Source organism: Pseudomonas sp. MDT1-16 (assembly GCF_054898115.1).
Genome location: NZ_CM142717.1, coordinates 629,377 through 652,644 on the forward strand (window position 1 = coordinate 629,377; position 23,268 = coordinate 652,644).

At 60.1% G+C, this 23,268-nt stretch carries 20 protein-coding genes; 6 read left to right on the forward strand and 14 right to left on the reverse strand.

What is annotated here, in order from left to right; all coding sequences use genetic code 11:
• Window positions 1–59 precede the first annotated feature (59 nt).
• Genes ubiB through ubiE form a run of 3 tightly spaced genes read right to left on the reverse strand, consistent with a single transcriptional unit; the run spans window position 60 to window position 3,054 of the window.
• Window positions 60–1,664: a ubiquinone biosynthesis regulatory protein kinase UbiB gene (gene ubiB, locus ACYZT3_RS02855; RefSeq protein WP_462031470.1), complete on the reverse strand. Its 1,605-nt coding sequence runs from the start codon at window positions 1,662–1,664 to the stop codon at window positions 60–62.
• Window positions 1,661–2,284, reverse strand: coding sequence for a ubiquinone biosynthesis accessory factor UbiJ (locus ACYZT3_RS02860; RefSeq protein WP_282379947.1), 624 nt, complete (start codon window positions 2,282–2,284; stop codon window positions 1,661–1,663). The genes ubiB and ACYZT3_RS02860 overlap by 4 nt, the downstream gene beginning before the upstream one ends.
• On the reverse strand, window positions 2,284–3,054 hold the full coding sequence (ubiE, locus tag ACYZT3_RS02865) for a bifunctional demethylmenaquinone methyltransferase/2-methoxy-6-polyprenyl-1,4-benzoquinol methylase UbiE (RefSeq protein WP_007948968.1): 771 nt from the start codon (window positions 3,052–3,054) through the stop codon (window positions 2,284–2,286). Before ubiE ends, ACYZT3_RS02860 begins: the two co-directional genes overlap by 1 nt.
• 155 nt (window positions 3,055–3,209) lie before the next feature.
• Here ubiE and ACYZT3_RS02870 point away from each other — a divergent pair, with 155 nt between their 5' ends.
• The 3 genes from ACYZT3_RS02870 (at window position 3,210) to ACYZT3_RS02880 (ending at window position 4,874) form a co-directional block, all read left to right on the forward strand.
• A complete protein-coding gene (locus tag ACYZT3_RS02870) occupies window positions 3,210–3,485 on the forward strand; it encodes a polyhydroxyalkanoic acid system family protein (protein ID WP_282379946.1) in 276 nt (91 codons plus the stop codon).
• 146 nt (window positions 3,486–3,631) lie between these two features.
• Window positions 3,632–4,054 carry a phasin family protein gene (locus ACYZT3_RS02875; RefSeq protein WP_282379945.1) on the forward strand — a complete coding sequence of 141 codons (423 nt, stop codon included), beginning with the start codon at window positions 3,632–3,634 and terminating at the stop codon, window positions 4,052–4,054.
• 10 nt (window positions 4,055–4,064) lie between these two features.
• Entirely contained in the window at window positions 4,065–4,874 is an 810-nt protein-coding gene (locus ACYZT3_RS02880; protein WP_462031471.1) for a phasin family protein, read from the forward strand.
• A 102-nt stretch (window positions 4,875–4,976) separates the two neighbouring features.
• Here ACYZT3_RS02880 and ACYZT3_RS02885 read toward each other — a convergent pair whose 3' ends face one another.
• The 10 genes from ACYZT3_RS02885 to ACYZT3_RS02930 all read right to left on the reverse strand — a co-directional run bounded on the left by ACYZT3_RS02885 (window position 4,977) and on the right by ACYZT3_RS02930 (window position 17,901).
• Window positions 4,977–5,597 (reverse strand): TetR/AcrR family transcriptional regulator, encoded by a 621-nt coding sequence (locus ACYZT3_RS02885; RefSeq protein WP_282379943.1) that lies wholly within the window; start codon window positions 5,595–5,597, stop codon window positions 4,977–4,979.
• A gap of 27 nt (window positions 5,598–5,624) precedes the next feature.
• Entirely contained in the window at window positions 5,625–7,307 is a 1,683-nt protein-coding gene (gene phaC / locus ACYZT3_RS02890) for a class II poly(R)-hydroxyalkanoic acid synthase (RefSeq protein WP_282379942.1), read from the reverse strand.
• Between the two features lie 139 nt (window positions 7,308–7,446).
• A complete protein-coding gene (gene phaZ / locus ACYZT3_RS02895) occupies window positions 7,447–8,292 on the reverse strand; it encodes a poly(3-hydroxyalkanoate) depolymerase (protein WP_282379941.1) in 846 nt (281 codons plus the stop codon).
• A gap of 155 nt (window positions 8,293–8,447) precedes the next feature.
• On the reverse strand, window positions 8,448–10,127 hold the full coding sequence (gene phaC / locus ACYZT3_RS02900; protein WP_282379939.1) for a class II poly(R)-hydroxyalkanoic acid synthase: 1,680 nt from the start codon (window positions 10,125–10,127) through the stop codon (window positions 8,448–8,450).
• A gap of 259 nt (window positions 10,128–10,386) precedes the next feature.
• Window positions 10,387–10,767, reverse strand: coding sequence for a gamma-butyrobetaine hydroxylase family protein (locus ACYZT3_RS02905; RefSeq protein WP_282379936.1), 381 nt, complete (start codon window positions 10,765–10,767; stop codon window positions 10,387–10,389).
• Between the two features lie 45 nt (window positions 10,768–10,812).
• Window positions 10,813–12,153 (reverse strand): ATP-dependent protease ATPase subunit HslU, encoded by a 1,341-nt coding sequence (hslU, locus tag ACYZT3_RS02910; RefSeq protein ID WP_282379934.1) that lies wholly within the window; start codon window positions 12,151–12,153, stop codon window positions 10,813–10,815.
• A gap of 55 nt (window positions 12,154–12,208) precedes the next feature.
• A complete protein-coding gene (gene hslV, locus ACYZT3_RS02915; protein ID WP_007899242.1) occupies window positions 12,209–12,739 on the reverse strand; it encodes an ATP-dependent protease subunit HslV in 531 nt (176 codons plus the stop codon).
• A gap of 231 nt (window positions 12,740–12,970) precedes the next feature.
• Window positions 12,971–13,678 (reverse strand): SPOR domain-containing protein, encoded by a 708-nt coding sequence (locus tag ACYZT3_RS02920; RefSeq protein WP_282379929.1) that lies wholly within the window; start codon window positions 13,676–13,678, stop codon window positions 12,971–12,973.
• Between the two features lies 1 nt (window position 13,679).
• Window positions 13,680–15,416 (reverse strand): arginine--tRNA ligase, encoded by a 1,737-nt coding sequence (gene argS / locus ACYZT3_RS02925; RefSeq protein WP_462031472.1) that lies wholly within the window; start codon window positions 15,414–15,416, stop codon window positions 13,680–13,682.
• Window positions 15,417–15,681: 265 nt separating this feature from the next.
• Window positions 15,682–17,901 (reverse strand): primosomal protein N', encoded by a 2,220-nt coding sequence (locus ACYZT3_RS02930; protein ID WP_462031473.1) that lies wholly within the window; start codon window positions 17,899–17,901, stop codon window positions 15,682–15,684.
• Between the two features lie 170 nt (window positions 17,902–18,071).
• On the opposite strand from ACYZT3_RS02930, the gene rpmE reads away from it, so the two are divergent.
• From rpmE to ACYZT3_RS02945, 3 genes are all read left to right on the forward strand, one after another.
• Complete coding sequence (gene rpmE, locus ACYZT3_RS02935) at window positions 18,072–18,305, forward strand: 50S ribosomal protein L31 (protein ID WP_282379923.1); 234 nt, start codon at window positions 18,072–18,074, stop codon at window positions 18,303–18,305.
• Window positions 18,306–18,319: 14 nt separating this feature from the next.
• Window positions 18,320–19,120, forward strand: a complete 801-nt coding sequence (locus tag ACYZT3_RS02940) for a thermonuclease family protein (RefSeq protein ID WP_462031474.1) — start codon at window positions 18,320–18,322, stop codon at window positions 19,118–19,120.
• A gap of 183 nt (window positions 19,121–19,303) precedes the next feature.
• Window positions 19,304–20,572, forward strand: a complete 1,269-nt coding sequence (locus ACYZT3_RS02945; RefSeq protein WP_282379920.1) for a malic enzyme-like NAD(P)-binding protein — start codon at window positions 19,304–19,306, stop codon at window positions 20,570–20,572.
• Window positions 20,573–20,804: 232 nt separating this feature from the next.
• Here ACYZT3_RS02945 and ACYZT3_RS02950 read toward each other — a convergent pair whose 3' ends face one another.
• Window positions 20,805–23,249 (reverse strand): penicillin-binding protein 1A, encoded by a 2,445-nt coding sequence (locus ACYZT3_RS02950; protein WP_282379918.1) that lies wholly within the window; start codon window positions 23,247–23,249, stop codon window positions 20,805–20,807.
• Window positions 23,250–23,268: the final 19 nt, after the last annotated feature.

A 23,268-nucleotide genomic window follows, 5' to 3' on the forward strand; every position in this document is an offset into this window, starting at 1 on the left:
AATAGAAGCCTACGTGAAATTCAGCGTTGAAACAGTGTGCCAGCGTGTGGGTGCTCTGGCTATCGGCGAACGACCAGATACAAACCGACGGCCACCATGATACCGGCCGGCCAATGACCCAGTTCGTTCAGCGGCCCCCCGGCAGCGAGTATTGTGCCGCCGGCGAGGTGCGCACAGCCGAGCAGTCGCAAGAGCCAATCGTCCTTGCGCCGGTGCCACGGTGGCGGCGGGTCGTAGGCATGGGGCTGGGACACGCGCTCGAGCAGGTCACGGGCCATGTTGGCCAGGTGCGGCAGTTGTTCGAACTGGCTCTGCACGTTGCCGAGCAAGGTTTTGGGGCTGACCCGCTCACGCATCCAGCGTTCGAGGAACGGCTGGGCGGTGTTCCACAAATCGAGGTCCGGGTACAACTGACGGCCCAGGCCTTCGATGTTCAACAGGGTTTTTTGCAGCAGCACGAGCTGCGGCTGCACTTCCATGTTGAAGCGCCGAGCGGTCTGGAACAGGCGCATCAGCACCTGACCGAAGGAAATATCTTTTAACGGTTTTTCGAAGATTGGCTCGCACACGGTGCGGATCGCCGCCTCGAATTCGTTGAGTTTGGTTTCCGCCGGCACCCAGCCCGAATCGATGTGCAGCTGCGCGACACGACGGTAATCACGCTTGAAGAACGCGAACAGGTTGCGCGCCAGGTAATCCTGGTCTTCCGGCGTCAGGCTGCCGACGATGCCGCAGTCGACTGCGATGTACTGCGGGCTCCACGGGGTCACGGTGCTGACGAAGATGTTGCCGGGGTGCATGTCGGCGTGGAAGAAGCTGTCGCGGAACACCTGGGTGAAAAAGATTTCAACGCCACGTTCGGCGAGCATTTTCATGTCGGTGCGCTGGTCGGCCAGGGTCGCCAGGTCGGTAACCTGAATGCCGTAGATGCGTTCCATCACCAGCACTTTCGGCCGGCACCAGTCCCAATAGACTTGCGGTACGTAGAGCAGCGGCGAGCCGTCGAAGTTACGCCTCAACTGGCTGGCGTTGGCGGCCTCACGCAGCAGGTCGAGCTCGTCGTAGATGGTTTTTTCGTAGTCCAGTACCACGTCCACCGGGTGCAGCAGACGCGCGTCGGCCGAGAGCTTTTCGGCGGCGCGGGCGAGGATGAACAGCCACGCCAGGTCCTGCGCGATGATCGGTTTCAGACCCGGGCGGATGACTTTGACCACCACTTCTTCACCGGTTTTCAGTTGCGCGGCATGCACCTGCGCCACCGAGGCCGAGGCGAGCGGTTCGACGTCGAAACGGCTGAAGACTTCACTGATCCTTTTGCCGAGCTGCTCTTCAATCAGCTTGATCGACACTTGCGAGTCGAACGGCGGCACGCGGTCCTGCAGCTTCATCAGCTCATCAGCGATGTCTTCCGGCAGCAGATCGCGGCGGGTGGACAGGATTTGGCCGAACTTGATGAAAATGGGTCCCAGGTCCTGCAGCGCCAGACGCAATCGCGCGCCACGGCTCAGGTCGAGCGTCTTGCGCGGGAACCAGCGCCACGGCAAGGCGTAGCGCAGCGCCAGCAAAAACCACGGCAATGGCAGGGCGAACAACAGGTCATCGAGGCGGTAGCGAATCACAACGCGCTGGATGCGCAACAAACGGCGGACGGCAAGCAGCTTCATGCGTTATCGCTTGGGTCGAGGGATCGGAAAAGGCGCTCGAAGCGCGCCTCGAGACGTTCCAGATCGAGTTTGATCTGGTCCAGTTCACTGAAACGGGCTTGGGCTTCGCGCTGGCCGACGAGGGTGCGCGATTCTTCGGCCAGGTACTCGCCAAGATTCTGGTTCAGGCTGGCGAACCCTTGCTGATAAAAGCGTGTACGGCTGCGCAGGTGACCGCCGAGCAGTTGCGTGGCGACAGGTCCCAGCACGCGTGCGAGCTCGTACTCCCAGTCCAGCTCAAGGTCCTGAAGGATCGCCGCCAGTTCCAGCAGCACGCCACTGTCGCCGTCGAGTTCGACTTCAGGAGCATGCAGGACCGAAGTCTTGTCCTTGCTCATTGCCAGTTTCAGCAGGCCGGAGGCCGGTGCACGCAGGGTGCAGTCGGCGTCGGCTTCCCAGTGGGAAGCCAACATCAAGCCTTCGTCGCTGGGCAGGATGAACACTTGCAGCGCCGGGCTGCGGCAGTCGACGGCAATCACCTTGCCGCTCAAATGCGCCAGCCGCGGCAGCGCCGTGCTGTCGAGACGCAGCACCCGGTTCAGACCGAGTTCAACGCTGGCGAGCAGGCCGGCCAGCAACATCAGGGTTTGATGCCGCGGTGCAGGGCGACGATGCCTGCGGTCATGTTGTGGTAGGTCACGCGGTCGAAACCGGCCTCGACCATCATCGACTTCAGGGTTTCCTGATTCGGGTGCATGCGGATCGATTCGGCCAGGTAGCGATAGCTTTCCGAGTCGTTGGTGATCAGCTTGCCCATCAGCGGCATGAAGGCGAACGAGTAGGCGTCGTAGGCTTTGGACATCAGCGCGTTGGTCGGTTTGGAGAACTCCAGCACCAGCAGACGGCCGCCCGGTTTCAGCACGCGCAGCATCGAGCGCAAGGCGTCTTCTTTATGGGTAACGTTGCGCAGGCCGAACGCGATGGTCACGCAGTCGAAATGGTTGTCCGGGAATGGCAGCTTTTCAGCATCGGCCTGGACGAATTCGACGTTGCCAGCCACACCCAGATCCAGCAGGCGGTCACGACCGACCTTGAGCATGGATTCGTTGATGTCGGCCAACACGACCTGGCCGGTCGGGCCAACGAGGTGCGAGAACTTCTTGGTCAGATCGCCCGTGCCGCCGGCGATGTCCAGCACGCGGTTACCGGTGCGAACGCCCGACAGCTCGATCGCGAAACGCTTCCACAGACGGTGCATGCCGCCCGACAGGAGGTCGTTCATCAAGTCGTACTTGGCGGCTACCGAGTGGAAAACCTCAGCGACTTTTTCCGCTTTTTGGCTTTCTGGAACGTTTTTGAAACCGAAGTGAGTGGTGGGTTCGGCATCGCTGCCTTTGCGCTGATCAGTCATATCGCTGTCACCAGAAGAGAATGCGGGACATTCTAATCCCGGTGGCCTGCTTTGTCTTGGCAAGGCTGAAGGTAAGATAGGTAACCGCCGGGACGTTTTGCCGCAGTAGCGGTCAAGATGCTTCAGGAAAGTATCCATAAAGCAGGAGTCAATTGATGGCCCGTATTAGTGTTGAGCGTGCCCACGGCCTGGGTAAGGAAGCGGCCCGCGAGAAGGCTGACAAGTTGGCGCAGAAACTGTCCGATCAATATGGCCTGGAGCCGCAATGGTCTGGCGACACCCTGAACCTCAAGCGTTCCGGTGTGAAAGGCGCGGTGTATGTAGGCGAGAATTCGATCAAGGTCGATGTCGAACTTGGCCTGTTGATGTCGGCCATGAGCGGCACCATCAAATCGGAAATCGAGAAGGCCCTCGATAAAGCGTTGGCATAACGTCGAACCACACCATTGATCACAGGCCCGGCCCAAGGGTTTGTGTCAGTTGTTAGGGTGCTGTTTCTAATTATTCTCACTACTTTGTGCCTGAGCCCGACGCTTTCGCGGGCAGTTCCTCAAACCTTCTGCGCGTGAGGTGCACCATGGCCAAAGTTATTTTGAAGAAAAAAATCGACGCTTCGACGACTGCTCTGAGCGACGTTAAATCTTACGCCCGCAAGATCTGGCTGGCAGGCCTGGGGGCCTACACCAAGGTCGGCCAAGAGGGCAACGAGTACTTTCAAGAGTTGATCGTCGCGGGTCAAGCTGTTGAAAAGAAAGGCAAAGAAGCAGTTGCCGAGAAACTTGAAGCAGCGAATGCCGAGATCGACGAAGCCAAGAGTGAAGTCACTACTTTCAAAGGTAAGGTCGAAGTTCAACTCGACAAGGTCGAGAAGGCTTTTGACTCGCGTGTCGCAAGTACCTTGAATCGTATCGGCATTCCGTCTAAACATGACGTTGAGACACTCTCTGCCAAGCTCGATGAGCTGACGGCATTGCTCGAACGCGTCGCGCGTAAATCTTAAGGAGAACGGGATGGCTGGTAAAAAGAGTACTGAAAAAGAAGGCAGCTCGTGGATCGGGAAAGTCGAAGACTACTCCCGCAAAATCTGGCTGGCTGGTTTAGGCGTGTATTCGAAGATCGACACTGACGGCAGCAAGCTCTTCGATACATTGGTCAAAGACGGCGAGAAAGCCGAGAAGCTCACCAAGAGCGCTGTCGGCAAGAAAGTCGATGCGGCCAAGGACTCTGCTTCGTCGGCCAAGTCGCGCATCAGCGGCGTGAAAGATCGGGCACTGGGCAAGTGGGATGAGCTGGAAGGGGCTTTCGACAAGCGTCTGAACAGCGCCATTTCGCGCCTGGGTGTACCGAGCCGTAATGAAGTCAAAGCGCTGCACAGCAAGGTCGATACCCTGACCAAGCAGATCGAGCGTCTGACCGGTGCGAAGGTTGCGCCTGTTGCGGCGAAAACCGCGGCGGCCAAACCTGCTGCGAAGTCCGCTGCCAAACCACTGGCCAAGGCTGCCGCTAAACCGGCTGCCAAACCACTGGCCAAGGCTGCCGCTAAACCGGCTGCCAAACCAGCGGCCAAAACTGCCGCAGCGAAACCTGCAGCAGCCAAGCCAGCGGCCAAACCGGCAACCAAGCCAGCGGCAAAACCTGCCGTAGCGAAGAAGCCAGTAGTGAAAAAACCGGCAGCGCCGAAAGCCGCTGCACCAAAACCAGCAGTAGCTGCCGCCAAACCGGCAACCCCGGTCAGCGCATCGAACTCCGCTGCTGCGCCAACCCCTGCTGCAACCCCGACTGTCGCGCCAGCTCCATCGACGCCAACCAGTCAGTCCTGATTTCAGGGCTCAAGAAAACGCCCGGCCTGCTAAGGTCGGGCGTTTTTGTTTGTGCACGATTCGTAAAGCACCGCAGTACCCCTGTGGGAGCGGAGTGCAGGGTTACTCGTGTTCTTCCAGATACTGCAACGCCAACTGCTCCGTCGCCACCTTGATCGGCGGCAACAAATGCGGCGCCACCAGCATCATGATCTGGTACACCACCAATCTCACCTCACCTTCACGATCAAGAATCCGCTGGTAGTCCAGCGAGAACAGCAGCGTCATGGTGATCTGCTCCACCAGTTGTCCCAGTGCCTGGGTCTCGCTGACCAATTGCCCCTGAGCCTTCAATCGAGCGAGTAACGAAGCCAGCGTGCGCTTCAACGCATTGAGCAGGTTGCGTATGCCCTTGGCCAGTTTCGGCAAGCGCCCGGCGAGGTTCGACAGGTCCTGGAACAGAAACCGGTAGTGGGCCAGGCGTTCGACGATCAGGTGCAGGAACAGCCAGTAATCTTCCGGTGCAAGCTCGACATCGGCCGGTGGATCAAGCAGGGGCGCCAGTTCGACCTGGAAGCGCTCGAACAACCCGAGAATCAGCGGTTCCTTGCCGTGGAAGTGGTAGTAGAGGTTGCCCGGGCTGATCCCCATTTCATTGGCCACTTCCATGGTGGAGACGTTCGGTTCGCCCTTCTGATTGAACAACTGCAAAGCACATTCGAGAATCCGGTCGCGGGTTTTCATCCAGTCTTCTTAATGGTTCGTTGAACGTCAGCGCACACGCACGTAAGTACCGGGTGCTGCCTCCATCGGTGGATAGTTCGAGTTGCCGAGGGCGATGTCGGTTTCTTTTTGCGCGCCTGAACGTTCTTGAATCCAGCTCAGCCACTGGGTCCACCAACTGCCGTCGACTTGCTTGGCGTCGTAATACCAGGCCCGTGGGTCACTGCTCAGTTTCGTGCTTTCGACGAAGTTGGCTTTCGGGTTGGAGGGCGGGTTGAGAATGCTCTGCACATGCCCGCTGTTGGAGAGCACGAAGCGTCGCTCGCCACCCAGCAGCAGGGTCGAGCGATACACCGCATCCCACGGGGTGATGTGGTCGTTGATGCCCGCGACGCTGAAACTGTCGACGGTGACTTTCTGCAAGTCGATTGGCGTGCCGCACACCTCCAGACCACCCGGATGACTCAGCGGGTTGTGTTTGAAGAAGTCCAGCAAGTCGCCATGGAGGGCTGCCGGCAAACGTGTGTTGTCGTTGTTCCAGTAGAGGATGTCGAACGCTGGCGGCTCCTTGCCCAACAGGTAATTGTTAACGAAATAGCTCCAGATCAGATCGTTGGGGCGCATCCAGGCGAAGACCTTGGCCATGTCGCGGCCGTCGAGCACACCTTTCTGATAGGAGCGACGCTTGGCCGCCTCAAGGGTCTGTTCGTCAGCGAAGAGGGCCGCAGGCGAGTCCATCTGACTGTCGAGCAGGCTTACCAGATACGTTGCGCTGGACACTCGCCGCAATTGCCGCTTGGCCTGCAAATGCCCTTGCAGCGCGGCAATGGTCAGCCCGCCCGCGCAGGCGCCCATCAGATTGACTTCGCGAGCACCGGTGATCGCCCGGCAGACGTTCATCGCTTCTTCCACGGCTTCCACGTACGTCGACAGTCCCCATTCGCGATGACGTACATCCGGATTGCGCCAACTGATCATGAAGGTCTGCAAACCGTTTTTCAGGGCGAACTGGACGAAGCTGTTGCCGGGGCTCAGGTCGAAAATGTAGTACTTGTTGATCTGTGGCGGCACCACCAGCAGCGGTTTGGAATACTGCTTTTCGCTCATCGGCTTGTACTGGATCAGCTCCAGCAGCTCATTGCGAAACACCACGGAGCCCGTAGTGGTGGCGACCGTTTTGCCGACCTCGAAAGCTTGCTTGGTGACTTGTCTGGGCAAGCCATCGTTGTGCAGGAAGTCGTCGACCAGGTGGCTGATACCTCGCACCAGGCTGTTGCCGCCGGAGTTGAAGATCTCCTTGATCGCCAGCGGATTAAGCAGGCTGTTGGACGGTGCCATGGCGTCATTGAGCATGGCGAACGCGAAGTGGGCGCGGGCGCGATCGTCCGGGCTCATGTTGCTCTCGTCGATCCAGTTTTTGACCTGCTTTTGCCAGGTCAGGTAGGCCTGCAAACTGCGGCGATAAAAAGGGTTGAGGCTCCACGCCGGGTCGGCGAAGCGTTTGTCCTGCGGATTGGTCGCATACAGGGTTTCGCCCAGCAGCACGCGGCCCAGTTGACCGCCCAGTTTCAAGGCGTGTCGGGCGCTGTGCACCGGGTGGCGCAAGCCATGGGCGGCAACACTGCGCAGGGTCGACAACAAATCCCGACCGCGCACGCCGGTAATCGCACTCTGTGCATTGATGAACGCGGCGGGAGTGGGTAAAAAGTCCCTCGCTGGTTTTTCGCGCATGAATCAACACTCCTTCGTCTTCAGGCCAAATACAGATACACCGAACCAGAACACCATAGACGCTGTTACGGGTTGTTGCGCGGCGCGGCGTCCTGCCGAGCCTTTTTTCGTTAACAAAAACCGGGGCCGATCAACCGCCCTATGGCGCCGGATGCGGATGCATCACGGCGCGCTGCCGCTCCTCCTCGAGGAATTTCATAATGATCGGTGCCACCGCTTCGGCGCGGGTGATCAGGAACAGATGCCCGTCATCGATGATGTGCAGCTGGGCATTGGGAATCCGCCAGGCCAGCACGCGCATGTTAATCAGCGGGATCAGCGGATCGTCGTCGCCGGCCAGCACCAGAGTCGGCTGGTGGATCTTGTGCAGCCAGTGAATGCTGGTCCATCCGAGGCCGGCGAACAGTTGCCAGTAGTAACCGAGTTTGCCGGCCGAGCGGACCTTCGCAGCGTGGCTCGCGGCGAGCGTCGGATCGCGCCGGAACGCACCGCCGTAGATCATCGGCGCAATGCGAATCACATGAGACGGCTGGATATAGCGTCGCGGGCTGGCCATCATCCACAGGACTTTCGGCTTGCCCGGTATCATCACCGTGCCGGCCGCCGTGGCCGCCAGAACGAGTTTCTTGCAGCGCTCGGGATAGTCGTAAGCGAACTGCTGGGCGAGGGCCCCCCCCCAGGAAACGCCGATTACATTGACTCGGCCGTAGTCGAGATAGTCGAGCATCCGCGCCGTGAGTTTCGCCAGGCCCGGAAAGCGATACGGTCGATTCGGCGTCGATGAACCGCCGACACCAGGGACGTCGAAGGCAATGACTTCCAGGTCCGGATCCAGCGCCGCGACGAACGGAAACACCAGCTCCAAATTGGCGCCGATGCCGTTGAAAATCAGCAAGGGCGTCAAGTGAGGCTTGCCGGGGCGTACCGCCGTGCGGAGGGTCTGGCCATTCAGGTCGACGGTACGAAATATGAATTGTTGCGGCATGCTTCAAGCCCTGTGGGTCATTTCTCAAATTCATCCTCGATCCCTGTAGGAGCGAAGCTTGCTCGCGAACGCGTCAGATCAGTCGACATCTATGTTGAGTGAATGACCGCTTTCGCGAGCAAGCTTCGCTCCTACAGGGGCGCGAGGTGTGTCAGTTACCGCTCATGCACATAGGTGCCCGGCGCAGCTTCGCCCGCCGGATAAGCCTTGTTGCCCAAACTGCCCGGAGACTTCTTCAGCTTGCCCGAACGCTCGGCTTGCCATGCCTGCCAGTGCAGCCACCAGGAATCAGTGTGTTTGGTGGAATTTTCTTGCCACTCCTCGGCCTTGACCGGCATCTCGGTGCTGGTCATGTAGCGCGATTTCGGATTGCCCGGCGGATTCAGAATGCTCTGGATATGCCCGCTGCTGGACAGCACGAATTCGACCTTGCCACCGAACAGTTGCGCCGACTTGTAGCAGGACTTCCACGGGGTGATGTGGTCGTTGGTGCCGGCCAGGGAGAAAATGTCGGCAGTGACCTGCTTCAGATCGATCGGTGTGCCGCACACTTCCAGTGCATCAGGACGGATCAGAGGGTTGGTTTTGAACAACTCGATCAGGTCGCCGTGGAACGCTGCGGGCAACCTTGTGGTGTCGTTGTTCCAGAACAGGATGTCGAAAACCGGCGGTTCGTTGCCCAGCAGGTAGTTGTTGACCCAGTAGTTCCAGATCAGGTCGTTGGGGCGCATCCAGGCGAAGACTTTTGCCATGTCGCGGCCTTCCAGGACACCGGCCTGATAGGAGTGACGCTTGGCGGATTCGAGGGTCTGCTCGTCGACGAACAGTGCCACGTCGCTGTCCAGAGTGGTGTCCAGCACGCTGACCAGCAGCGTCAGGGCGTTGACCTTGTTCTCACCGATCGCGGCGTAGTGGCCCAGCAGGGCGGTGCAGGTGATGCCACCGGAGCAGGCGCCGAGCATGTTCACATCTTTGCTGCCGGTGATCGCGGTGACCACGTCGACCGCTTCCTTGAGCGCTTCGATGTAGGTCGACAGACCCCATTCGCGCTGCTCCTTGGTCGGGTTGCGCCAGCTGACAATGAACGTTTGCACATTGTTGCGCAGGCAGAAACGCGCCAGGCTCTTGTCCGGGCTCAGGTCGAAAATATAGAACTTGTTGATCTGTGGGGGCACCACCAGCAGTGGGCGCTCGTACACCTGCTCGGTGGTCGGCCGATAATGGATCAACTCCAGCACGTCATTGCGAAACACCACCGCGCCTTCGGTGACGCCCAGGCTCTTGCCGACCTCGAACGCGCCCATGTTGACCTGGCTCGGCATACCGCCGTTGTGCACCAGGTCCTTGGCCAGATGGGCCAGGCCGTCGAGCAAGCTTTTGCCGCCGGTTTCGAAGAAGCGTTTGACCGCCGCCGGGTTGGCCGCACTGTTGGTCGGGGCCATGGCTTCGGTCATGAGGTTGATCACGAAATGCCCGCGTGCGACGTCCTTGGGCGAGAGGTTGCTGTCGCCGATCCAGTCGTGGAGTTCCTTGCGCCACGCCAGGTAAGTTTGCAAATAACGTTTGTAGAGCGGGTTCTGGCTCCAGGCCGGATCGGCGAAGCGACGGTCATCGCTTGTCGGTAGAAGCTCGGATTTGCCGAACAACACGTTCTTTAGTTCAAGACCGAATTGGGCGACATGCCTGGCGCTGTGAATCGGTTGTCGGATGGCCTGCCTTAGCACCATTCGAGCAGAAGCCAGTAGATCCTTTCCACGCAGCCCAACGACAGGATTCAGCCCCAAGGTGTTTTCCGAGGCTTGATACTTCAAGTCATCGTTATTCTTGTTACTCATCTACGACGCTCCATTGTCCTGAGGCGAGTACCTGGTCCCAGCTGTGCATTCACACGGCAAATGCCAGGTACTACTGCTCGGTTGACCGTTAATACTGCATCGCTGCTTTTTTATCGCAGAGAGCACTGCAGGGAACTTGCCAGTTCCATTGGTTACCCGAGTTTAATTTTTTTCGCAAGCAGGCCAATCGTCGACCCGGAAGCGGAGCATTCAAACAGATGGAATTAGAAAATGCCCTCTAAAGAGCGAGAGGCCCGATTTAGAGCATCAGCTTGACGATGGATTGGTTCGGATCGCGGGTTTTTCCGGCGGCTTTGAGCTCGGCAAGATAATCGTTCCAGAGATCCTCTTGGCGCACGCCCAACTGGTACAGATATTCCCAGGTGAACAGGCCGCTGTCGTGGCCGTCGTCGAAGGTCAATTTCAGTGCGTACTGACCGGCCGGTTCGACCTTGGTCAGGCCTACGCCGATCTTGCCAAATTGCAGGATAGGTTTGCCGTGGCCCTGGACTTCGGCGGAAGGAGAGTGCACGCGCAGGAACTCGGCAGGCAGGTGATATTCCTCGCCGGACGCGTATTTCAGCGACAGGGTTTTCGAGGCTTTGTGCAGTTTGATATCGGTGGGGAGTGGGGTCGTCATTTTGGTTCAGGGCCGCAAGCGGCCCTGCCATGTAGAGAATGAGACCTACAGGATATAACGGGACAGGTCTTCGTTCTGCGCCAATTCGCCCAAGTGGCTGTTGACGTAATCGGCGTCGATCACGATCGCTTTGTCGTCGTGGGCACTGGCCAGATCACCGGCGCTGAACGACACCTCTTCGAGCAGACGCTCAAGCAGCGTGTGCAGGCGACGGGCACCGATATTCTCGGTCTTCTCGTTGACCTGCCAGGCGATCTCGGCAATACGCTTGATACCGTCCGGCTGGAACTCGATAACCAGGCCTTCGGTTTTCAGCAGTGCGCAATACTGCTCGGTGAGCGACGCATGCGGTTCGCTGAGAATGCGCTCGAAATCTTCAGGCGTCAGCGGCTTGAGTTCGACACGAATGGGCAGACGGCCTTGCAGCTCAGGTACCAGATCGCTCGGCTTGCTGAGGTGGAACGCACCGGACGCGATGAACAGGATATGGTCGGTCTTGACCATGCCCAGTTTGGTGTTGACGGTGCAGCCTTCGATCAGCGGCAGCAGGTCGCGCTGTACACCTTCACGGGACACGTCGATGCCACCGGAGTTGCCACGCTTGGCGACCTTGTCGATTTCGTCGATGAACACGATGCCGTGCTGCTCGACGGCTTCCAGCGCCTTGGCCTTCAACTCTTCTTCGTTGACCAGACGACCGGCCTCTTCGTCACGCACCAGTTTCAGCGCTTCCTTGACCTTGATCTTGCGGCTTTTCTTTTTGCCCTTGCCCATGTTGGCGAACAGGCTCTGCAGCTGGTTGGTCATCTCCTCCATGCCCGGTGGCGCGGAGATATCGACGCCGGTCACTTCGGCGACTTCGATTTCGATCTCCTTGTCATCCAGCTGACCTTCGCGCAGGCGCTTGCGGAACAGCTGACGGGTGTTGGAGTCAGCCGACGGTGCGGCGTCGTCGTTGCTGAAGCCCATGCGTGCCGGTGGCAGCAGGGCGTCGAGGATGCGTTCTTCGGCGGCGTCTTCGGCGCGGTGGCGAACCTTGGTCATTTCCTGTTCGCGCAACAGTTTGATCGCCGCGTCAGCCAGGTCACGAATGATCGATTCAACGTCGCGGCCGACATAACCGACTTCGGTGAACTTGGTCGCTTCGACCTTGATGAAGGGCGCGTTGGCCAGTTTCGCCAGGCGACGAGCAATCTCGGTTTTACCGACACCGGTCGGGCCGATCATCAGGATGTTCTTGGGGGTCACTTCAACGCGCAGCTCTTCAGGCAGCTGCATCCGGCGCCAGCGGTTACGCAGCGCGATGGCGACGGCGCGCTTGGCATCGTCCTGGCCGATGATATGGCGATTGAGTTCGTGGACGATTTCACGGGGAGTCATGGACATAGTAATTGGCGGTCCTCAAGTAAAAGTGAGCCGTGGCGTGGTGGCCAAAACAGGCTTACTCAGCGAGGTCCTGCTCCTCAATGGTGAAGGTATGGTTGGTGAACACACAGATGTCGCCGGCGATGCCGAGGGCGGTTTCGACGATTTCGCGGGCCGACAGATCGGTTTTCTTCAGCAGCGCGCTGGCGGCGGCCTGGGCGTAACCGCCACCGGAGCCCATGGCGATCAGACCTTCTTCAGGCTCGACCACGTCGCCGTTGCCGGTGATGATCAGAGAGGCATCTTTGTTCGCGACCGCAAGCATGGCTTCGAGGCGGCTGAGGGAGCGGTCAGTGCGCCATTCTTTGGCGAGTTCGACAGCGGCGCGAACCAGGTGCCCTTGATGTTTCTCAAGCTGGCCTTCGAAACGCTCGAAGAGGGTGAAGGCGTCAGCGGTGGCTCCGGCAAAACCGGCGATTACCTGGCCGTGGTACAGGCGGCGAACTTTCTTCGCGTTGCCTTTCATCACGGTATTGCCGAGAGAAACCTGGCCGTCGCCGCCCATGACGACTTTGCCGTGGCGGCGAACTGAAACGATGGTGGTCAAGGGAGAGTCTCCACGCAGCGGGGCGAAAATGCCTTATGCCAACTCATATGGGGGTGGTAGAGCGTTTTTCAACTGCGGGGCGGGAGAGGGGACGAGCGGTGTACGGCGGGGATGGGGGTGTTGTCTATTCGGGTGCCTTCGCGGGCAAGCCTCGCTCCTACAGAGATTTACGTAATCCTGTAGGAGCGAGGCTTGCCCGCAAAGAACGATGACGCAGTGTTCCTGGCGAAATCAGCGACTCTGACGCTGTTGTAACAACAGGTTGCTGAACCCGCTTCCAGCCAGTTGTTTCTGGGCAGTAGTCAGCTGTTCGCGGTTGCTGAACGGTCCGACCAATACTCGATACCAGGTCTCGTCCTTCACCGTGCCGGATTCGACCGCTACCGCCTGACCCAGCAAAATGATCTGCGCCCGAACTTTGTCCGCGTCTGCCTCCTTGCGGAACGAACCGGCCTGCAGGAAGAACTTGGTCACTGGCGCCGCTTTGGACACCGGTGGTGCTGGTGGCGGAGTGATCCCGGCCAGTGCGGCCTGAGCCCGCGCGGTATCGATCTTCGCCGCTTGCTCTGGCGTGACCGGCGTCGTCGGAATGGCCGGCACTTGCGGCGTTGGCAGGGTTTTCTCCGGCACGGCATCTGGCGGTACGATGACTTCCGATTCCGGCAGCAAGGTGTAGAAGTCGTACTTCGGCTTCACCGGTTGCGTCGGGCTCGGCGGGGTCTTGTTGGCTTCGGCGATCTTGCTGGCTTTCTGCTGCTCGATTTTCTCGCGCTTGACGCTCTCGCTGCCCTTGCCTGGCTCCAGCTTCATCAGGAACACAATGAATGCGCCGACCGTCAGGCCGATGGCCATCCACAACCAGCCCGGGATCGGTTGCTTTGCAGGAGCTTGGTAACGGCTGGCGCCACGCTTGGGTGCAGGTTTTTTCTTGGCAGCCAACTTACATACGCTCCAGAGTTTCCAGACCCAAGAGTTCCAGGCCTTGCTTGAGAGTGCGGCCGGTCAGCGCGGCGAGGCGCAGACGGCTCTGCATTTGCGCCGGAGTGTCGGCACTGAGGATCGGGCAGTTCTCGTAGAAACTGGAGAACAGACCGGCGACATCGTACAGGTAGGTGCAGAGGATGTGCGGCGTGCCCTTGTCGCAAACGTTGTTCAGCACTTCGCCGAACTGCGCGAGCTTCGCCGCCAGCTCGTGTTCGTGCGCCGCTTCGAGGACGATCTGGCCTTCGACTTCGCTGAAGTCCTTGCCAAGTTTGCGGAACACACCGGCCACGCGGGTGTAGGCGTACAGCAAGTAAGGCGCGGTGTTGCCTTCGAAGTTCAGCATCAGGTCGAAGTTGAAGCTGTAGTCGCTGGTGCGATGCTTGGACAGGTCGGCGTATTTCACCGCGCCAATGCCCACGACCTCGGCGATGTTGCGCAATTCGGCTTCGGCCAGCTCCGGGTTCTTGTCCTTCACCAAGGTGTAGGCACGTTCCTGGGCTTCGGTCAGCAGGTCGATCAGCTTCACGGTGCCGCCATCACGGGTCTTGAACGGACGGCCATCGGCGCCGTTCATGGTGCCGAAGCCCATGTGTTCCATTTCCATCGGGTGCGTCACGAAGCCGGCCTGGCGCGCGACCTGGAACACTTGCTGGAAGTGCAGGGCCTGGCGCTGGTCGACGAAGTACAGCGCGCGATCAGCCTTCAACTTGCCGCTGCGGTAACGCACGGCCGCCAGGTCGGTGGTGGCGTAGAGGTAGCCGCCGTCGGCCTTGACGATGATCACCGGCAGCGGGTCGCCGTCGGCATTCTTGAACTCGTCGAGGAACACGCACTGAGCGCCGTTACTTTCGACCAGCAGTCCGGCGGCCTTGAGGTCGTTGACCACGTTGATCAGGTCGTCGTTGTAGGCGCTTTCGCCCATCACGTCAGCCATGGTCAGTTTGACGTTCAGCAGTTCATAGATTTTCTGGCAGTGCGACAGGGAGATGTCTTTGAACTTGGTCCACAGCGCCAGGCAGTCCGGGTCGCCGGCCTGCAATTTGACCACCAGACCACGGGCGCGGTCGGCGAACTCTTCGGATTCGTCGAAGCGTTGCTTGGCGGCGCGGTAGAAGTTTTCCAGGTCCGACAGCTCATCGCTGGTGATCGGGTTTTCCTGCAGATACGCCATCAGCATGCCGAACTGGGTGCCCCAGTCGCCGACGTGGTTCTGGCGGATGACTTCGTCGCCGAGGAATTCCAGAACGCGGGCCACGCCATCGCCGATGATGGTCGAGCGCAAGTGGCCGACGTGCATCTCTTTGGCCAGGTTCGGTGCCGACAGGTCGACGACGGTGCGCTGCACCGGGCCGGCCTTGTGCACGCCGATGTGGGCGTCGGCCAGGGCGGCGTCCAGTCGGGTGGCCAGGGCTTGGGTGTTCTGGAAGAAATTCAGGAAGCCGGGACCGGCGATTTCAGTCTTGGTGACGTTTTCGTCAGCCGGCAATGCAGCGATGATTTTCTCTGCCAGATCACGGGGCTTCATGCCGGCCGGTTTGGCCAGCATCATCGCGATGTTGCTGGCGAAATCGCCGTGAGTCTTGTCACGGGAGTTTTCCACCTGGATCGCCGGCGACAGGCCTTCAGGCAACACACCTTCGTTGACGAGTTGGGTGATGGCTTGTTGGATCAGCTGGCGAATGGTGTCTTTCATGGTGTTCTCTTTCGACCGCAAGCGCGGCGGCGCTTCGATGCGCTGGTGGAAAAACTGGGCATTATCCGTTGCGAAGACGGGCTTGCCAACTATAGCGGGCAGGTTATGGATATGTGGTGACAAATAGACCGCCTTCGCGGGCAAGTCGGGTCGCCGCACCGCTCGCTCCTACGGATTTACGTCGTTCGCTGATGTTGCGTACAACCCGAACCCTGTAGAAGCGAGCGGTGCGGCGATCCGACTTGCCCGCGAAGGCCATCTTCAATCAATACAAATCGACTGGATCAACATCCAGCGACCAACGCACCGCCCGCCCGCTCGGCATCTGTTCCAGCGCCAGCAACCAGCTGCTCAACAACCGATGCAGCGGCGCCCGAGCCGTCGCTTGCAGCAACAACTGCGCACGATATCGCCCGGCCCGGCGTTCCATCGGTGCCGGCACCGGCCCGAGCAGTTCAATCCCGGTCAAATTCTGCTCGGCCAGCAAGCGCTCGGCCTCGCTGCACGCCTCATCGAGAAAGCCTTCGGCCTGCCCCGGTTTGTGCGCTTCAGCCCGCAGCAATGCCAGGTGCGCAAACGGCGGTAGACCCGCCGAGCGACGTTCGCTCAAGGCCTGTTCGGCAAAGGCGAAGTAACCCTGTTCAGTCAATTGCACCAGCAGCGGATGGTCGGCCAGATGCGTCTGGATAATCACCTTGCCCGGTTCTTCAGCGCGTCCCGCACGCCCGGCAACCTGGACGATCAGCTGCGCCATGCGCTCGCTGGCGCGGAAGTCGCCGGAAAACAGCCCGCCATCGGCATCAAGAATCGACACCAGGGTCACCCGTGGGAAGTGATGCCCTTTGGCAAGCATCTGCGTGCCGACCAGAATGCACGGTTGGCCCTTCTGGATGGTCGCGAACAGCTGATTCATCGCGTCCTTGCGTGAGGTGCTGTCGCGGTCGACCCGCAGCACCGGGACATCCGGAAACAAAATCCCCAATCGCTCTTCGGCGCGCTCGGTGCCGGCGCCCACTGGCCGCAAATCGACCTTGCCGCATTTCGGGCAATGCCGGGGCACGCGTTCGACGTAGCCGCAATGGTGGCAGCGCAACTCACCGGAGCGCTGGTGCACGGTCATGCGTGCATCGCAGCGCTGGCACTCGGACATCCAGCCGCAGTCGTGACACAGCAAGGTCGGTGCAAAACCGCGACGGTTAAGGAACACCAATACTTGTTGGCCCGCGGCCAGTGTCTGACCGATGGCTTGCTGCATCGGCCCGGAAATGCCGCTGTCCAGCGGGCGGCTTTTTACGTCCAGGCGCAGAAATCGCGGCTGTTTGGCGCCACCGGCACGCTCGTTTAATCGCAGGAGGCCATAACGGCCGGTGTAGGCGTTGTGCAGGCTTTCCAGCGAAGGCGTGGCGGAACCGAGGACAATCGGGATGTTTTCCTGCCGGGCGCGGACCAATGCCAGGTCGCGGGCGTGATAGCGCAAGCCTTCCTGCTGTTTATAGGAACCGTCGTGCTCTTCATCGATGATGATCAGGCCGGGGTTCTTCATCGGCGTGAACAGCGCCGAACGGGTGCCGATAATAATGTCGGCGTCACCGTCCCGGGCGGCGAGCCAGGCTTCGAGGCGCTCGCGATCGTTGACCGCCGAGTGGATCAGCGCGATGCGCGCATTGAAACGCTGCTCGAAGCGCGCCAGGGTCTGCGGGCCGAGGTTGATCTCCGGGATCAGCACCAGTGCTTGTTTGCCGGCCTCAAGGGTTTCGCGGATCAACTGCAAATAGACTTCGGTCTTGCCGCTGCCGGTGACGCCGGCCAGCAGGAACGCGTGATAACTGTCGAACCCCGCACGAATGGCTTCATAGGCCGCGCGCTGCTCGGGGTTGAGTGGCAGTTCCGGCTGCGCCAGCCAGTGTTCGTGGCGGGCGCCGGGCGCGTGCTTGCGGATGTCGACTTGCACCAGATCCTTGGCCAGCAGCAAGTCCAGGCTGTCCTTGCTCAGCATCAGTTTGCTCAACAACTGATGGGCGACGCCGTGTGGATGCTGGGCCAGTGTTGCCAGGGCCTCACGTTGACGCGGGGCGCGAGCGATGCGCGGGTCATCAAGGCGGGCGCCCGGCGCGGCCGACCAGAAGCGTTCCTGGCGCGCTTCGGCCAGTTCACCCTGGCGCAGCAACACCGGCAGCGCCCAGCTCAAGGTGTCACCGAGACTGTGCTGATAATACTGAGACGTCCACAGGCACAGTTTGAACAGCGCCGGCGGCAGCGGCGGCGTGGCATCGAGCAAGGCCAGGGCCGGTTTGAGCTTCTCTGCCGGGACTTCGCTGGTGTCGGTGACCTCCACCAGAATCCCGATCATCTCCCTCCGGCCGAACGGCACCCGCAGGCGCATGCCCGGTTGCAACTGGGCGCGCAGGACCCCGGCCGGGGCACGGTAATCGAACAGGCGGCGCAGGGGCGAAGGCAGGGCGAGGCGCAAAATGGCGTCGGGCACGCGATGGTTTACTCGATGATGGGACGGTGAAGAAGGCCGGGAGCCTAGCAGACGGTCGGTAGAAGCGACAGCTTGCGTGATTGCAAAGGTCTGGTAGAATCCGCGGCCTAATTACGTGCGGTATTCAACAATAGTGTTGAGTGGCGGCACGCTAGCCTGAGGAATACACCATGAAAGCCGATATCCATCCAGCGTACGAAACCATTGCAGTAACTTGCAGCTGCGGCAACAAGTTCGAAACTCGTTCGAACCTGTGCAAGCCACTGGGTACTGACGTATGCAACGAGTGCCACCCGTTCTACACCGGTAAGCAGAAGACTCTGGATACTGGCGGCCGTGTACAGCGCTTCGCAGACCGTTTTGGTGCTTTTGGCAAAGCCAAAGCTCCTGCTGCTGCAGAGTAAGGTTGCAAAGCCCGATGGGCTTTACCTTGCTGATGAAAAAGGCGTCCCTTGCGGGCGCCTTTTTTGTGTCCGCGATTTGGCTGTCCGGTGCCCAGGCCTTCTGCCCGGCGCCGAGCGGGTTGACATCCGTCGCGGTGCAGCGGGTGGTGGATGGTGACACGCTGCGCCTGAACGATGGCCGCAGCGTGCGCATGATCGGTTTGAATACGCCGGAGCTGGGCAAGAAAGGCCGCTCCGACGAGCCCTTCGCGGTGACGGCGCGCCGACGCCTGGAAGCTCTGGTGGCCGCCAGCGATGGGCGGGTCGGTTTACTGCCGGGCAAAGAGAGCAAAGATCATTACGGTCGCACGCTGGCCCATGTCTATGGCGCCGATGGCGCCAACCTCGAAGCGCAGTTGCTCGCTGAGGGGCTCGGTTTTCAGGTGGCGGTCGCGCCGAATGTCGATCTGGTCGACTGCCAGCAAGCGGCGGAACACAGTGCCCGTCAGGCCGGACTCGGGTTGTGGCGCCAATCCCCTGTGCTCAAGGCAGAGCAGATCAGCACGTCTGGTTTTGCTGTGCTCAGCGGTCGTGTGAGCAAGGTTCAGCGCAATCGCGGTGGGGTTTGGATCGAGTTGCAGGAGTCGGTTGTATTGCGCGTTGCACCCAATCTGTTGGGGCAGTTCGATGTTGCGACGCTTGAGCGGCTGAAGGGCAAACAGATTGAGGCACGTGGCTGGGTACTGGACCGTTCGCGCCGCGGTGGACTTAAACAAGGGCAGGCGCGCTGGCTTCTGCCATTGACCGACCCGGCGATGCTGCAAGCGGCGCCATGAGAAAAAACTGTAGACATTTGTTTCGTAGATTGTGAACAGTTCATCCCTTGTATTCCGCGGCTCTTGGTCCAAAGTCGTAGGGCCGGGCGCTTGACAGGGGTGACCGGTCAGTCTTGTGGGGACTTTGCGACACGCGTATCCTCGGCGGTCCGTCTGTCCAACAGTAAAAAGCGGAATGCCCACATGTCTGATTTGAAAACTGCCGCTCTCGAATATCACGCCTATCCTCGTCCAGGGAAGCTGAGTGTCGAGCTCACCAAGGCCACCGCTACCGCCCGCGACCTGTCGCTGGCCTACAGCCCCGGCGTAGCCGAACCAGTACGCGAAATCGCCCGCGATCCTGAACTGGCCTACAAGTACACCGGCAAGGGCAACCTGGTTGCAGTCATTTCCGATGGCACCGCAATTCTCGGCCTGGGTAACCTCGGCCCATTGGCTTCCAAGCCAGTGATGGAAGGTAAAGGCGTGCTGTTCAAGCGCTTCGCCGGCATTGACGTATTCGACATCGAAGTCGATTCCGAAAGCCCGCAAGCCTTCATCGACACTGTCAAGCGCATCTCCATCACCTTCGGTGGCATCAACCTGGAAGACATCAAGGCACCTGAGTGCTTTGAGATCGAACGCGCTCTGATCGAGCAGTGCGACATTCCGGTATTCCACGATGACCAGCACGGCACCGCGATCGTTACGGCGGCCGGCATGATCAACGCCCTGGAAATCGCTGGCAAAACCCTCGCTGACGCCAAGATCGTCTGCCTGGGCGCCGGTGCGGCCGCCATCTCCTGCATGAAATTGCTGGTGAGCATGGGCGCCAACATCGAAAACATCTTCATGGTTGACCGTACCGGTGTGATCCACTCCGGCCGTGACGACCTGAACCAGTACAAGGCTGTCTTCGCTCACGCGACCGACAAGCGCACCCTGGCTGACGCCCTGACCGATGCAGACGTGTTCGTGGGCCTGTCCGGCCCGAACCTGCTGAGCGCTGAAGGCCTGAAATCCATGGCAGCCAACCCGATCGTGTTCGCGTGCTCAAACCCTGATCCGGAAATTTCCCCGGAACTGGCTCACGCCACCCGTGACGACGTGATCATGGCCACCGGCCGTTCGGACTACCCGAACCAGGTTAACAACGTGCTGGGCTTCCCGTTCATCTTCCGCGGTGCCCTGGACGTTCGCGCCAAGCGCATCAACGAAGAAATGAAAGTGGCTGCCGCCAACGCCCTGCGTGAACTGGCCAAGCTGCCGGTTCCTCAGGAAGTGTGCGACGCCTACGGCGGCATCAAACTGGAATTCGGTCGTGAGTACATCATTCCGAAACCAATGGATGCGCGTCTGATCACCCTGATCTCCGATGCTGTGGCCAAGGCCGCAATCGAGACCGGCGTAGCGACCCTGCCGTATCCGAAGAACTACCCGCTGAAAAGCGTGGATGACGTGTTCAACGGCTAAGTCGTTGTAGCGCTTCAACAGAAAGCCCCGGCTCTTGCGAGTCGGGGCTTTTTTTGTCTGTGATCGTTCCCACGCTCTGCGTGGGAATGCAGCCCGGGACGCTCCGCGTCCCTTCCCACAGCCGAACGCGGAGCGTCCGTAGAGGCATTCCCACGTAGAGCGTGGGAACGATCAGTAACGAAAAAGCCCCGCCTTCTAGAGATGGACGGGGCTTTTGCGTGGTGCTACTTGATCAGAACAAATCGATCGGTGCCGCTTCATCCGCTGGCAGTGGGCTGCCCGGCGCAGTGCCGTTACCCAGCTCATTCGCCGACGGCGGCGTGTCTTCAGCCTTGAACAGCTCGAAGTAGGCGCCTGGCGTGCCTGGGGTGGCTGCACGGCCGCTGACCGGGTCGACTCGCAGGCTGAGGATGCCTTCGGGCTCTTGCTGCGTATGGGGCGGCATGTCTTTGAGTGCGGCGCCCATGTAACTCATCCAGATCGGCAGGGCGACGGTGCCGCCGAACTCCTTGCGACCCAGGCTTTCAGGCTGGTCGAAACCGGTCCAGACGGTCGTTACATAATCGGCGTTGTAACCCGAAAACCAGGCGTCCTTGGATTCGTTGGTGGTACCGGTCTTGCCCGCGATGTCGGTGCGGCCCAAGGCGAGGGCGCGGCGACCGGTGCCGAGTTTGATCACGTCCTCGAGCATGCTGTTGAGGATGTACGTGGTGCGGCCATCGACGATGCGCTCGGCCACGGCCGGCGTTTGTGGTGCTGGCTGGGCAGTCAGGGTTTCGCCCGGGGTTGCGTTGACGGTGAAGGCGTTGGCCGCGACAGGGGCGGCGATGCCGTCGGTGGCGACGTCGCCTTTCGGGACGCTCGGCGGGTTGGCGACGAACAGCGTGTCGCCATTGCGGCTTTCGATCTTGTCGATGATGTAGGGAGTGATCTTGTAGCCGCCATTGGCGAAGGTGCTCCAGCCCGTGGCGATTTCCATTGGCGTCAGTGTCGCGGTGCCCAGGGCCAGGGACAAGTTGCGTGGCAAGTCCTGCTTGTTGAAGCCGAACTTGCTGATGTAATCAATGGTGCGGTCGACGCCCAGCGCCTGCAGCAAGCGGATCGACACCAGGTTGCGCGACTTGTAGAGCGCTTCACGCATACGGATCGGGCCGAGGAAGGTGTTGGTGTCGTTCTTCGGACGCCAGACTTTGTCCAGGTACTCGTCAACGAACACGATCGGTGCATCGTTCACCAGGCTGGCGGCGGTGTAGCCGTTATCCAGCGCGGCACTGTAGACGAACGGCTTGAAGCTCGAGCCCGGTTGGCGCTTGGCCTGCATGGCGCGGTTGTAGTTGCTCTGTTCAAAGGCGAAACCGCCGACCAGGGAACGAATGGCGCCATTCTGCGGGTCGAGGGAAACCAGTGCGCCCTGAGCCTGCGGGATCTGGCTGAATTTCAGCGAATTGTCTGGCTGACGCTGTACCCGAATCAGGTCGCCGACCTGGGCGACGTCCGACGGCTGCTTCGGATTGGCACCCATGCTGTTGGTGTTCAGGAACGGACGCGCCCATTTCATGCTGTCCCAACCGACGTGTTCGTCACCGGTACGGGTCAGCACCTGTAGGCCCGTCTTGTCGACCTGGGTGACGATGGCAGGCTCAAGGCTGCTGATGGTGCGCTGTTTGGTCAACTCGGTTGTCCAGGCCTCGCGAGTCTTGCCCGGCAGGCGCGACTCCGGGCCGCGATAACCATGACGCTGGTCGTAGGACATCAAACCTTCGTGGACCGCGGTGTTGGCCATTTCCTGCAGGTTGCTCGGCACTGTGGTGGTGACGCGGAAACCTTCGGTATACGCATCGCTGCCATAACGGCCGACCATTTCGGCGCGGGCCATTTCAGCAATGTACGGCGCGTTCACTTCCGGGGTCGGCACGTGATAGCTGGCGTTCAGCGGCTCGTTGATCGCCATGGTGTAGTCGGCTTCGGTGATCTTGCCGAGCTTGTACATGCGTCCAAGGATCCAGTCGCGACGTTCCTTGCTGCGGGCCGGGTTGGCCAGCGGGTTAAAACGCGAAGGGGCCTTTGGCAGACCGGCGATCATCGCCATCTGCGCGAGGCTGACGTCACGAATCGATTTGCCGTAATAGACCTGCGCCGCCGCCTCGATGCCATACGCGCGGTTACCCAGATAAATTTTATTGACGTATAACTCAAGGATCTCGTCCTTGGTCAGCTGCCGTTCGATCTGCAGGGCGAGGAGAATTTCGGTGGTCTTGCGCGAGAAACTGCGTTCGCTGGTCAGGAAGAAGTTCTTCGCCACCTGCATGGTGATGGTGCTGCCGCCGGACTGAATGTGTCCGCTTTTTACCAACTGGGTGGCCGCGCGCATCAAGCTGCCAGGGTCGACGCCGTAGTGGTTGGCGAAGTTGTCGTCTTCAGCACTTAGTAACGCATTAATGAAATTGGGGGGAATGTCGGCGAAACGGATCGGTGTACGGCGCATTTCGCCAAATTCTGCGATCAACTTGTTGTCGCTGCTGTACACCCGCAAAGGGATCTGCAACTGAATGCTTCTCAGCGCCTCCACGGACGGTAATCCCGGACTAAGGTAGAGAAACGCGCCGCTAAGACCGAGGAGCAGTCCGCAGAAAACGGCGACGATGGACCATCCGAAAAATTTCAGCAGACGAATCAAGGCTTTTGGACATCCAGGG